This window comes from Salipiger bermudensis (assembly GCF_017309175.1).
In the GTDB taxonomy this organism is placed as follows: Bacteria; Pseudomonadota; Alphaproteobacteria; order Rhodobacterales; family Rhodobacteraceae; genus Salipiger; species Salipiger bermudensis.
Map to the genome: position 1 here is coordinate 1 of NZ_JAEKJV010000006.1, position 12372 is coordinate 12372.

General features: G+C 65.3%; 11 protein-coding genes. 10 read left to right on the top strand and 1 reads right to left on the bottom strand.

Annotated elements, in window-relative coordinates:
* The first annotated feature begins 872 nt into the window (after positions 1-872).
* From JF542_RS09395 to JF542_RS09405, 3 genes are read left to right on the top strand one after another with little or no spacing between them, the layout of a single operon-like run.
* Complete coding sequence (locus JF542_RS09395) at positions 873-1730, top strand: putative selenate ABC transporter substrate-binding protein (RefSeq protein ID WP_207075653.1); 858 nt, start codon at positions 873-875, stop codon at positions 1728-1730.
* A complete protein-coding gene (locus tag JF542_RS09400; RefSeq protein ID WP_207075654.1) occupies positions 1727-2389 on the top strand; it encodes an ATP-binding cassette domain-containing protein in 663 nt (220 codons plus the stop codon). Before JF542_RS09395 ends, JF542_RS09400 begins: the two co-directional genes overlap by 4 nt.
* Complete coding sequence (locus tag JF542_RS09405) at positions 2358-3878, top strand: PhnE/PtxC family ABC transporter permease (protein WP_207075655.1); 1521 nt, start codon at positions 2358-2360, stop codon at positions 3876-3878. The genes JF542_RS09400 and JF542_RS09405 overlap by 32 nt, the downstream gene beginning before the upstream one ends.
* Positions 3879-3890: 12 nt before the next feature.
* Here the strand turns inward: JF542_RS09405 and htpX are convergent, their stop codons facing one another.
* Complete coding sequence (htpX, locus tag JF542_RS09410; RefSeq protein ID WP_007794713.1) at positions 3891-4838, bottom strand: zinc metalloprotease HtpX; 948 nt, start codon at positions 4836-4838, stop codon at positions 3891-3893.
* 407 nt (positions 4839-5245) lie between these two features.
* Between htpX and cyoA the strand changes: the two genes are divergently transcribed.
* The 7 genes from cyoA to JF542_RS09445 all read left to right on the top strand — a co-directional run bounded on the left by cyoA (position 5246) and on the right by JF542_RS09445 (position 12367).
* A complete protein-coding gene (gene cyoA, locus JF542_RS09415) occupies positions 5246-6379 on the top strand; it encodes a ubiquinol oxidase subunit II (protein ID WP_207075656.1) in 1134 nt (377 codons plus the stop codon).
* Positions 6369-8363, top strand: a complete 1995-nt coding sequence (gene cyoB / locus JF542_RS09420; RefSeq protein ID WP_207075657.1) for a cytochrome o ubiquinol oxidase subunit I — start codon at positions 6369-6371, stop codon at positions 8361-8363. The genes cyoA and cyoB overlap by 11 nt, the downstream gene beginning before the upstream one ends.
* Complete coding sequence (cyoC, locus tag JF542_RS09425) at positions 8360-9019, top strand: cytochrome o ubiquinol oxidase subunit III (RefSeq protein WP_007794699.1); 660 nt, start codon at positions 8360-8362, stop codon at positions 9017-9019. The genes cyoB and cyoC overlap by 4 nt, the downstream gene beginning before the upstream one ends.
* On the top strand, positions 9019-9402 hold the full coding sequence (cyoD, locus tag JF542_RS09430) for a cytochrome o ubiquinol oxidase subunit IV (protein ID WP_207075658.1): 384 nt from the start codon (positions 9019-9021) through the stop codon (positions 9400-9402). Before cyoC ends, cyoD begins: the two co-directional genes overlap by 1 nt.
* A 64-nt stretch (positions 9403-9466) precedes the next feature.
* Complete coding sequence (locus JF542_RS09435; RefSeq protein WP_207075659.1) at positions 9467-10186, top strand: SURF1 family protein; 720 nt, start codon at positions 9467-9469, stop codon at positions 10184-10186.
* A gap of 445 nt (positions 10187-10631) precedes the next feature.
* A complete protein-coding gene (locus tag JF542_RS09440; protein ID WP_242533694.1) occupies positions 10632-12188 on the top strand; it encodes an OpgD/OpgG family glucan biosynthesis protein in 1557 nt (518 codons plus the stop codon).
* Positions 12185-12367: a hypothetical protein gene (locus tag JF542_RS09445; protein ID WP_207075661.1), complete on the top strand. Its 183-nt coding sequence runs from the start codon at positions 12185-12187 to the stop codon at positions 12365-12367. Before JF542_RS09440 ends, JF542_RS09445 begins: the two co-directional genes overlap by 4 nt.
* Positions 12368-12372 lie beyond the last annotated feature (5 nt).

The following is a 12372-nucleotide window of genomic DNA, read 5'->3' on the forward strand; positions in this document are numbered from 1 at the left end:
CCTAGAAGCGCGATATACAGACGTTTGATCCATCGAATGAACCAAGGTCGCCCACATATCTCTTCAGATACTAGCGATGTCAAACAGCGTGAGAGACAAAACCAGACCAGTGCGCCCTAACTTCCGGCGCGCCCGCCCGTCATACCTCTCGAATGTCTTGCCGCCTCATCTGCGTCAGCTCCGCGTCTCCGCCTCGCTGCCGCCCCGTCTGGCGCCCCGTCGTGCGCCTCAGCGCCGCCGGTGAAGGGGCTTTTACGGATACCCCCCGACACCCGCAACCCCTTTTTTAGGAAAACGTCATGTTCTTCCAAAAGAACATGATAAATCACATGATATCAATGACTTGATGGGAAAACTTTCTCGCCCAACACCACAACAAAACACCCTGACCCGACGGAAACATCAACAACGTCAGGCGAGTCACCGGGCAAGGGGAGAACCGTCAGAACTACATGTTGGGGGAAGCGATATTCCGAACCACAAAAGCCCCCGACTCGCGCCAGCCAACGACCGCGAGTCACTGGCCGCTTCCGCCCGCAACTCGTCGCCGACTCGCGCAAAGAGACGCAGATTCTTGACGATGCGGGGCGCCAACGAGTCGGCTCGGCAGTGAAACCCGGCCCGGGACAGCCTCGGGCGACCTCCAGAGCACCACGCCGTCACACAGTATATATAGGGCTCATTCGGAACATGCGCTGACAGCCCTTCGGAGACACCGGAACGCGGCGACGGACAGGCACGCAGAGCAGGCCCCTCGAGGCGAGATCACGGGCGGCCCCGGCCGCGTCGCTTGCATTTCTCCGGGAAAACTCGCAGGCAACCTGCAGGTGCCTCCAGGCCCAGTCCCGACAACAGTATCCGGAACCCGCTCGATGATCCGTACCGCGTCCCTCGCCCTCGCGCTCTCCCTCACCACCGCGCTGGGGGCCTCGGCCCAAACCCTGTATTTCTCCGCCATCCCCGATGAGGACGAGACCCGTCTGGTCGAGCGCTTCTCCAAGGTCGCCGACTACCTCGAAGGCGAGCTTGGCGTCGACGTGCAGTTCGTGCCGGTGAAGAGCTACGCCGCCTCGGTCACCGCGTTCCGCAACGACCAGATCCAGCTCGCCTGGTTCGGCGGCCTGACCGGCGTGCAGGCCCGTCTTGCGGTGCCCGAAGCCCGCGCCATCGCGCAGGGCAAGGAAGACCCGATCTTCGTGAGCTACTTCATCGCCAATACCGAGACCGGGCTCGAGCCCTCGGACAGCTTCCCCGCAGAGGCGCAGGGCATGTCCTTCACCTTCGGCGCCAAGACCTCGACCTCCGGCCGGCTGATGCCGGAATACTGGATCCGCGAGGAGACCGGCGAAGCGCCCGAGGCGTTCTTCGATCGCGTGGGCTTCTCCGGCGATCACTCGCAGACCCTGCGGCTGGTGGCCTCCGGCGCCTGGCAGGTGGGTGCGCTGAACTTCGCGGTCTATGACAAGGCCGTGGCCGAGGGCGCCCCCGAGGTCGAGACCGCCAAGGTGATCTGGCAGACCCCGCCCTACCCCGATTACAACTGGACCATCCGTGGCGACGTGGATGCGCGCTTTGGCGAAGGCTTTGCCGACAAGGTGCAGGCGGCGTTGATCGGCATGGACGATCCCGAACTGCTGGCCACTTTCCCGCGCGAGGCCTTCATCCCCGCCGCCAACGAAGACTTCCAGCCGATCGAGGACACCGCCAAGGAGCTCGGCCTGATCGAATGAGCCTGACGATCCTCGACAACGAGACGCTCGGCTACGGGCGCACCGCGGTTCTCTCCGAGGTCAGCTTCGCGCTGGCCGAGGGCGAGCGCGTGGTGCTGCTCGGCCGCAGCGGCGCGGGCAAGTCCACGCTGCTGAACGCAGTGCATGACCGGCTAGCGCCGGCACATCGCGTGGCGCTCGTGCCGCAGGATCACGCGCTGGTGCCGCAACTCTCGGTGCTGCGCAATGTCCTGATGGGGCGCCTCGACGACCACGGGGCGCTCTACAACCTGACCAACCTGCTGCGCGTGCGGGCGCGGGATCGTGCCGGCGTGGCCGAGGTGCTGGAGGCGGTGGGGCTTGGGCCCGAGATCGACCGCCCGGTGCACGCGCTTTCCGGCGGGCAGCGACAGCGCGTGGCGCTGGCCCGGGCCTGGTGGCGCGGGGGCCGCGTGCTGATCGGGGACGAGCCGGTCTCGGCAGTCGATGAGACCCAGGCCGGCGTTCTGCTCGAGCAGGCCCGCAGCCGCTTTCCGACCGCGATGCTGGCGCTGCACGATGTCGGCCTTGCCCGACGCTTTGCCACCCGCCTCGTCGGCATCCGTCGCGGCGCCATCCTGTTCGACGCCGCCCCCGAGGATCTGAGCGATGCCGAGATTGCCGCGCTCTACGCAGGCTGAGCGCTGGACCCGGCCCCGGGTCCTGACGCTGTTCCTCGCGCTGGCACTGCTGGCGCTGCCCTTCGCCGACCTGAGCCTCGGCAGCCACGACGCGGGCGCGGCGCTGGCGCGGATGCTCTCGGGCTTCGTCCGCCCCGATTTCACCGCCGTGGAACAGATCGGCCGTGCCATCTGGCTGACAGTCGCCTTCGCCGTGGCGGGCGTGGCCGCCGGCGCGTCGGCGGGGCTGGTTCTGGCGCCATTCTACCATTTGCGCGGCGTGCGCTGGCTCTGCATCGCGCTGCGCTCGGTGCACGAGCTGTTCTGGGCGTTGATGCTGATGCAGGTCATGGGCATCGCGCCGATGACCGGTGTTCTGGCCATCGCCCTGCCCTATGCCGGGATCTTCGCCAAGGTGTTCTCCGAGCAGCTCGACGAAGCCGACCCGCGCCCGGCGCAGGTGCTGCCCAAGGGCACCGACGCGTTGTCGCGCTTTCTCTATGCCCGGGCACCGCTCGCGCTCGCGGTGATGAAGCATTACACGCTCTACCGGCTGGAATGCGGCATGAGGGCGAGCGCCGTGCTGGGCTTTGTCGGGCTTCCGACGCTGGGCTTCCAGCTCGACAGCTTCTTCCGGCTGGGCGATTACGGCGCAGCCTCGGCGATCATGATCTGCTACGTTGTGCTGATCGCCTCGATCCGGCTCTGGATGCGCCCCGTTCTGGCACCGCTCTGGCTGCTGGCCTCGGTCGTCACGCTCACGCTGATCCAGAGCCCGCCGATGGGCTCGGGCGCGCTGATGCGCTTTCTCACGCAGGATATCGTGCCGGCACCGCTGCGCGACGGCTGGGACGGGGCCGCGCTCTGGGACTGGCTGAGACCGCTGCTGCTGAGCGAGGCGCTGCCCGGCATCATCGCAACGGTGCTGGTGGCGCAGATCGCGCTGGCCCTGACCGGCGCGCTGGCCTTCGCGGGCTTCGGGCTGATCGTGCCGCGGGTGACCTCCCGGTTTGGCCGCATGGTCGGGCATCTTGGGCTCGTCATCCTGCGCAGCTTTCCGGAATACATGCTGGCCTACCTTTTCCTGCAGATCTTCGGGCCCTCGATGCTGCCGGCGATCCTCGCGCTGGCGCTGCACAACGGCGCCATCATCGCGCATCTTCTGGGCCGCGAGGGCGAGGAGATCCTGCCGGGCCTGCGCCGCGACGCGCCACGCGGGCTGACACTCTGGGGCTGGGAGCTGGCACCGAGGCTGTCAGGGCCGTTCATCGCGCTCTGCCTCTACCGCTGGGAGATCATCCTGCGCGAAACGGCGGTGATGGGGCTCTTGGGCATCGCCACGCTGGGCTTCTACATCGACAGCGCGCTGGCAGAGCTGCGCCTCGACCGGGCGCTGGTTCTGCTGATCGCGACCGGGCTGCTCACCGCGGCGGTCGACCGGATCTCGCGCGGGCTGCGGCGGCGAACGTCGCTCGGCGAGCCGCGCCGCTATCGCGACGAGTGCTGCTGATCCGCCCGCCGATCACCCCCATGGGCCCGACCGGTCGCGCGGCGGCTGGCGGTTTTGACCGCCCCAAGGTGCAGAGGAAGAGGGCCCGCGCGGCGGCTCGGGCACGCGGGCACTGACACTGCCCATTTCGGAGGCCAGCTGGCGCAGCGCGGCAATGCGGTTCTCGGTCGCCGGGTGGGTGGCGAAGAGGTTGTCGCGCTTGTGGGCGTGCAGCGGATTGATGATGAACATATGCGCCGTGGCCGGGTTACGCTCGGCGGCATCGTTGTCGATGCGCGAGGCGGCGGACTGGATCTGCTGCAGCGCCGAGGCCAGCCACATCGGATCACCGCAGATCTGCGCGCCGGCCTTGTCGGCGGCGTATTCCCGGGTCCGGCTGATCGCCATCTGCACCAACGCCGCGGCGATGGGGGCGAGGATCATCATGGCGATCGTGCCGATGATGCCGAGCCCGTTCTCGCGACGGCCTCCGAAAAACAGCGCGAAATTCGCCAGCATCGAGATCGCACCGGCGAAGGTCGCGGTCACCGTCATGATGGTGGTGTCGTGGTTCTTGATGTGGGCCAGCTCGTGCGCGATCACCCCCGCCAGCTCCTCTCGCGAGAGGCGCTGCATCAGTCCGGTCGTCACCGCCACGGCGGCGTTCTGCGGGTTACGCCCGGTCGCAAAGGCGTTGGGCTGCGGCGTGTCGATCACGTAGACCGCCGGCACCGGCAGATCGGCGTTGCGCGCAAGATCGGCCGTCAGCTGCACCAGCCCCGTGCGGTCATTGCCGCTGACAGGCCGGGCGTTGTGCATCTTCAGCACCATCTTGTCGGACGACCACCAGCTGAAGGCGTTCATCGCACCGGCGATCACCAGCGCGATCACCATGCCGCCCGACCCGCCCAGCAGGTAGCCGAGCCCCATGAACAGCGCCGTCATCGCGGCCATCAGAACGGCAGTCTTGAAATATCCCACGGGCCCGGACCTCTCTGTTTCCGACAGGGCTGCTACGAGGAGGATATAGGGTCGGACCGCGCCCGCACAATGCAACGCCCGCGCCTGCGGCACGTCCCCGCCGTCACCTCCGAAAGGTTCCACGTGAGTCGCTCGCAGCGTTCGCCGGCCCCATTGGTTGCAGCCGCGCGGCGAGGCTCGCCGGAAAAGCTGCGTCGATCTGTCATCTTCTGCGTACGAATGATGCACTGCGCAGTTATCAATTCTCAAATCCCTGTGAAGACTGGCCGTTTTGCCGCCTGTCGCGGCCATGCGTCGCACTGACCGCACACGGGGACGGCGATAGATCGCGCCCTGCAAACATCGCTCCGGCCTGCGGCCTTCTCCCCAAGATGCCCCAGGACCGGTCCCGAAGAAGAGGCACAGTCTTGTATAGAACCCGAAATCTGCTGCTGGCCGCGGCAGGCGCTTTCGCGCTTTCCGGCTGCCAGTACGATGTCCTGTCACCGGCAGGCTGGGTCGGAGATCAGCAGCGCGACCTGCTGATCATCTCGGTCCTGCTCATGCTGATCGTCATCCTCCCCGTGCTGTTCATGTCGGTCTACTTCCCGCTGAAGTATCGCGCCGACCGTGAGGACACGTCCGACTACGATCCCGAGTTCGAGCACTCAAACAAGCTCGAGGCGGTGGTCTGGGGCGTTCCGATCCTGATCATCGTGGCGCTTGGCTACTACACCTACGTCTACACCCACCGGCTCGACCCCTACCGCCCGCTCGACCATCTCGAGGCCGGCGCGCCGGTCGAGATCCAGGCGGTGTCGCTCGACTGGAAATGGCTGTTCATCTACCCCGAACAGGGCATCGCCTCGGTCAACGAGCTGGTCGTGCCCGCGGGCCGTCCGATCAACTTCAGCCTGAGCTCCTCGACGGTGATGAACACGCTGTCGATCCCGGCGCTCGGCGGCATGGTCTACTCGATGGCCGGCATGGAAACGAAGCTGCACCTTATCGCCGATGAGGAAGGCGTCTACCCGGGCCGCAGCGCGCACTATTCGGGCCCCGGTTTCGCAGGCATGGTGTTCGACACCACTGCCACCAGCGACGAAGAGTTCGACGCCTGGGTCGAAGGCATCCGCGCCGAGGCCGGGCCGCTGACCCGCGAGACCTATCTCGCGCTTGAAGAGCCCAGCATGAACGTTCCGGTGAGCCATTACGGCTCGGTGGAAGACGGACTCTTCGGCCGCATCGTCGAGATGTGCGTGGAAGACGGCAAGGTCTGCATGGGCCACATGATGATGGTCGACCACAATGGCGGCGGCGGCCTCGAGGGCGTCGGGAACGCGGCGGCCTACAGCTACGACCGCGCCCGCACCATCGACGGCTTCGGCAACCGCATCGAGCTGCCCCCGATGGAAAGCCACGGCGGCGGTCACGGCAGTGACCACGAGGCCCTGAACGGCACCGAGGCGCCCAACACCCTCGCCTACGTTCTGGCAATGGATCCCAACGCGCTCTGCAGCCCGTTCGGGACTCAGACGGAGAAAGAAACCAATGGCATCTGAGCACATCCAACCGGCTGAAACCTTCTCGCCGATCTTCGGTCGGCTGACGCTCGACTGGATCCCGATCCACGAGCCCATCCTCATCGGCACCTTCGCCGGCGTCGCCCTCGGCGGGCTGCTGGTCTTCGCGCTGATGACCTACTTCCGCCTCTGGGTGCCGTTCTGGAAGAACTGGGTCACCACGGTGGACCACAAGAAGATCGGCATCATGTACATGGTGCTCGCCTTCATCATGATGGTGCGCGGCTTTGCCGACGCGCTGATGATGCGCGGCCAGCAGGCGATGGCCGCCGGCGGCAGCGAGGGCTGGCTGCCCCCGCACCACTACGATCAGGTCTTCACCGCCCACGGCGTGATCATGATCTTCTTCGTGGCGATGGCCTTCATCACCGGCTTCATGAACTACGTGATGCCGCTGCAGATCGGCGCCCGCGACGTGGCCTTCCCGTTCCTCAACAACTTCTCCCTGTGGATGACGGTTGCCGGCGCGCTGCTGGTCAACATCTCGCTGTTCATCGGTGAGTTCGCCCGTGTCGGCTGGCTGGCCTTCCCGCCCCTCTCAGGGGCGAATTACAGCACCGGGCCGGGGATGGACTACTATCTCTGGGCGCTGCAGATCGCCGGCGTGGGCACGACGCTGTCGGGCATCAACATGATCGCCACGATCGTTAAGATGCGCGCGCCGGGCATGAAGCTGATGGACATGCCGATCTTCACCTGGACCGCGCTGATCACCAACGTGCTGATCGTCGCCGCCTTCCCGGTGCTGACCGCCACGCTCGCCATGCTGACGCTCGACCGCTACATGGACTTCCGGTTCTTCACCAACGACTTCGGCGGCAACGCCATGATGTACGTGAACCTGATCTGGATCTGGGGCCACCCCGAGGTCTACATCCTCATCATCCCCTGCTTCGGCATCATCTCCGAGATCGTCTCGACCTTTTCGCGCAAGCCGATCTTCGGCTACCGCACCATGGTCTGGGCCACCGGCTGCATCATGGTGCTGAGCTTCGTCGTCTGGCTGCACCACTTCTTCACCATGGGCTCGGGCGCCAACGTCAACGCCTTCTTCGGCATCACCACGATGATCATCGCGGTGCCCACGGGCGTGAAGATCTTCAACTGGCTGTTCACCATGTACAAGGGCCGCGTGCGGCTCGAGGTGCCGATGCTCTGGACCATCGGTTTCCTGGTGACCTTCACCATCGGCGGCATGACCGGGGTCATGCTGGCGGTTCCGCCGGTCGACTTCCAGCTGCACAACACGCTGTTCCTGATCGCGCACTTCCACAACGTCATCATCGGCGGCGTGGTGTTCGCCGTGTTCGCGGGCGTCACCTACTGGTGGCCCAAGGCGTTCGGCTTCAAGCTCGACGAAGTCTGGGGCAAGCGCGCCTTCTGGCTCTGGTTCGTGGGCTTCTACGTCGCCTTCATGCCGCTCTACGCGCTTGGCCTGATGGGCGTCACCCGCCGGATGAACATGTACCCGGATGCGGGCTGGCAGCCCTACTTCATCGTGGCCGCCATCGGCGCGCTGCTGATCCTTGCCGGCATCCTGTGCAACTTCATGAACTTCTACGTCTCGATCCGCGACCGCAAGCAGCTCGCCTGCGGCAACGACCCTTGGGATGCGCGCACGCTGGAATGGGCGACCCACTCGCCGCCGGCGCCGTACAACTTCCCCGAGGACGTCAACGTGGTCGGGCGCGAGGCGTTCTGGCAGATGAAGAAGGAGAACTACCAGTTCTCGACCGACTATCAGCCGATCCACATGCCCAAGGGCACCGCGTCCGGCGTGATCATCTCGGGACTTGCGCTGGTCTTCGGCTTCGCGATGGTCTGGTACATCTGGTGGCTCGCCATTGCGTCCTTCGTCGCGATGCTCGCCGTCGGCATCGCCCACACCTTCAACTACCACCGCGACTACTACATCCCCGCGGATGAAGTGCGCGAAACCGAGTCGAAAGGAGCACTGGCATGAGCAGCGCGACCTCTCCGGCCCAGCAATCCATGGTGGAACCCTTGGCAGACCGTCCGATGCATCACGCCCGTGAGGCCAAGCCCCACGAAGATGCCCACGCCCATTCCAGCCCCACGCCCGTGGGGTTCTGGATCTACCTGATGAGCGACTGCGTGATCTTCGGTGCACTCTTCGCCACCTACGCGGTGCTCGGCGGCAACTATGCCGGCGGGCCCGCCCCCAAGGACCTGTTCGAGCCCGGCTTCATCGCGGTCGAGACCGCGCTGCTGCTGTTCTCGTCGGTGACCTTCGGCCTTGCCATGCTGCGCGCCGGCAAGTCCGACACCAACGGCACGCTGATGTGGCTGGCGGTGACGGCGCTGTTCGGAGCCGGCTTCATCGGGATGGAAATCTACGAGTTCAACCACCTGATTCATCTCGGCGCCGGGCCCGATCGGTCGGCCTTCCTGTCGTCGTTCTTCGCGCTCGTGGGCACCCACGGCCTGCACGTGACGGGTGGCCTGATCTGGCTGATCACCCTGATGGTGCAGATCCGCATGCACGGGCTGATCGGCCCGAACATGCAGCGTCTGGGCACGCTGTCGATGTTCTGGCACTTCCTCGATCTGGTCTGGATCGGGGTGTTCTCCTTCGTCTATCTCGTGAGGTTGATCTGATGTCCGCCGATACCCACCACGCACACGATCACGGCACCATGGGCCAGCTGATGATCGGCTTCGCGCTCGCCGCGATCCTGACCATCATCCCGTTCTACCTCGTCATGGCCGAGGTCGATATGGCGCGCTCCACCCTCGTGGGGATCATCATGGGGCTGGGCGCGGTGCAGATCGTCGTGCACCTCGTGTACTTCCTGCACCTCAAGCGCTCGAGCGAAGAGGGCTGGAACTTCTTCGCGACCATCTTCGCGGTGATCATCCTCGTGATCGTGCTCGCCGGCTCGCTCTGGGTCATGCACAACATGAACGAGAACATGATGCCGATGCACGAGATGGATCAGCACATCGAACAGATGAAGAGCCTTCAGTCTCAGCAGGGCTGACCCTATATCCAGCACCAACCGTCAGGGCCCCGCGGGGCCCTGACTGCTTTCCGGAGGGTTTCAGATGTCCCGCACCATCCGCTGGCCGCGCCTGATCATCGTCACGCTGATCGCCGCGGTCGGCATCGCCGGCTTCACCAGCCTCGGGATCTGGCAGGTCAAGCGCCTGCACTGGAAACTCGACCTGATCGAGCGCGTCGACGGCCGCATCCATGCCGAGCCGGTCCCGGCCCCCGGCCCCGCGGACTGGCCCACGATCACTGCCGAGGACAACGAATATACCCGCGTCACCCTGACCGGGCGCTTCCACAACAACGAGGAAGTGCTGATCTATACCCCCTCCGACTACGGCCCGGCCGACTACGTCCTGACCCCGCTCGAACGCGATGACGGCACCATCGTGATGGTCAATCGCGGCATCGTGCCGCTCGAGCGCGCCCAGTCCGGCGACATCTCGCGGATCGAGGGCAAGACCACCGTGACCGGCCTTTTGCGTATGTCGGAAGACAAGGGCTGGCTGTTCTCGCGCGACAACAACCCTGACGAGCAACTCTGGTATCGTCGCGACATTGGCTCGATCACCGAGGCCAAGGGGTTCGAGCGCGCCGCGCCGTATTTCGTCGATGCCGAGAGGGCCGACAGCGACGGCTGGCCGCGTGGTGGCCAGACCGTTGTCTCGTTCCGAAACAGCCATCTCAGCTATGCATTGACTTGGTTTGCACTCGGCGTATTGGTGCTGAGCGGCTATGCGCTGATTCTCAGGCAGGAGCTGCGGTCGCGTTGAAGAGGTGTTTGGCGGGGCTATGACCATCACGAACCGAGACGACAGCCTGCTGTCAGGGCGCTGCGGAGCGCCAGATTCAAACCGGTCCAAACAACCGGCAGACTCCCCTTAAATCGCTGAAAATCATTGCGTTTGCGCGATGCTCGCGGCTAGGTTGTGCGACTTTCCGCGCATCGGCCCTTTCGTCGAGCGTTTTTCCTCGCCTGCGCACCTGATTGCCGGAACCACTATGTCATTTGACGCGTTCAGTGCCGGTCATAAGCGTGGTTCCGCGCCTCATCGGCAAGGGCACGCGCATGGCGACAGCGAAGGATGGTCTTCCCGGAATAGCGGACTTTATTTTGTGATCAACGACATGGAAAGACAGATGCCCGCACACAGAACGCTCCACCCGCGACGACGGGATACCCCTGATTGCTCCCACCACGCCCTCACCCGCCGGACCATGATCGGCGCGCTGTGTAGCGCGATGCCCGCCGCGCTGCTGGCGCCTGCGGCCTTTGCACAGGACGCCGCCGCGCCCGAGCAAACTGCGCCCGCAGGCGAGGCCTTTTCCTTCGACCTGCTGTCAGAGCGCATGCAACAGGCCAGCGAGTCCGACCCGGCCAGCCCGTCGCAGGTGCAGGGGTTCCTCGCCGAGCTCGGTTACGACGCCTACCAGCGCATCCGCTTCGACAAGGACCACGCGCGCTGGGGCGACGACACCGCCGCGCGCTTCCGCCTGCACGCCTTCCATCTCGGCTGGCTCTTCAAGGAGCCGATCCGGATGCACGAGGTCGTCGACGGGCAAGCCCTGCCGATGGGCTTCGGTGTCGAGGATTTCGACTACTCTTCCTACGAGGGCGAGGTGCCGCAGGATCTCGACATGCCCGGCGTCGCCGGCTTCCGCCTGCACAACCAGCTCAATCGCGCCGACACGTGGGACGAGCTCGTCGCCTTCCTCGGTGCCAGCTATTTCCGTGCCCTTGGCCGCGACAACGTCTACGGCCTCAGCGCGCGCGGCCTTGCGATCAACACCGGCCTCTCGGATGGCGAGGAGTTCCCCCGCTTTACCGAGTTCTGGCTCGAGCGCCCGGCGTCCGGCGCCGATCACATGACGATCTATGCCGCGCTCGAGAGCAATTCGGTCACCGGTGCCTACCGCTTCGTCATCACCCCGGGCGAGACCACCACGATGGACGTCACCGCGCGGCTCTACATGCGCAACGACGTGGCGCAGCTGGGCATCTCGCCGCTGACCTCGATGTTCCTGTTCGACGGTGCCGACCCGGGTGCGTTCTACGATTACCGCTCCTCGGTGCATGACAGCAGCGCGCTGGTGCTGAACGTTGGGGAAACCACCTTCTACCGTCCGCTGAAGAACCCCTCGCGGCTTGCCAGCTCCTATCTCGGGGCCGAGAACCCGACCTCCTTCGGCCTCGTGCAACGCGAGCGCGAGTTCGACCAGTACCTCGACGCGCAAGCGCATTACGAGAAGCGTCCGTCGCTGATGGTCCAGCCGCTGGGCAACTGGGGCAAGGGCACCGTGCGCCTGCTCGAGATCCCGACCGAGCTCGAGGCCAATGACAACATCGTCGCCTACTGGGTGCCCGAGGACCCGGCCCGCGCCGGCGATGCGCTGGAATTCTCCTATCGTCTGCACTGGGGCATGACCCCGCCGGGCGACCGTGGCGAAGAGCTTGGCCAGGTGTTGCGTACCCGCACCGGCGAGGGCGGCGTCTCTGGCGTGGAGAAGGAAACCGACGAGCGCAAGTTCGTGGTGGATTTCTCCGGTGGGTTGTTGCGGAACCTTTCGCCGGATGCCGAGGTTGTACCGGAAATCACAGTGCAACAGGGAAGCGTCACCCAAACCTCCCTGTCGCGGATCAGCGGGACCGACATCTGGCGGCTCGTGATCGACGTCGAGGGTGAGACCCGGTCAGCAGTCGAGCTGAGGGCCTCCCTTAAGGGCTACGGCCGAACTTTGACTGAGACATGGTTGTATCAATGGATCAAGCAATGATCGAGACACCCGACATGCGCGCCGCGCGCGACACCGACACCAAGACCGCCACCTCCGTGGAGACCGACTGGGCACCGCCCGCGGCCCCGCTCGAGATGCCGCGGCAGATGCTTGAAACCGAGACGCGAGCTTCCGAGAGCTCGCTTCTGCGGCTGTTCCGGAAGCGCTCGCGCGCCTGAGGTCT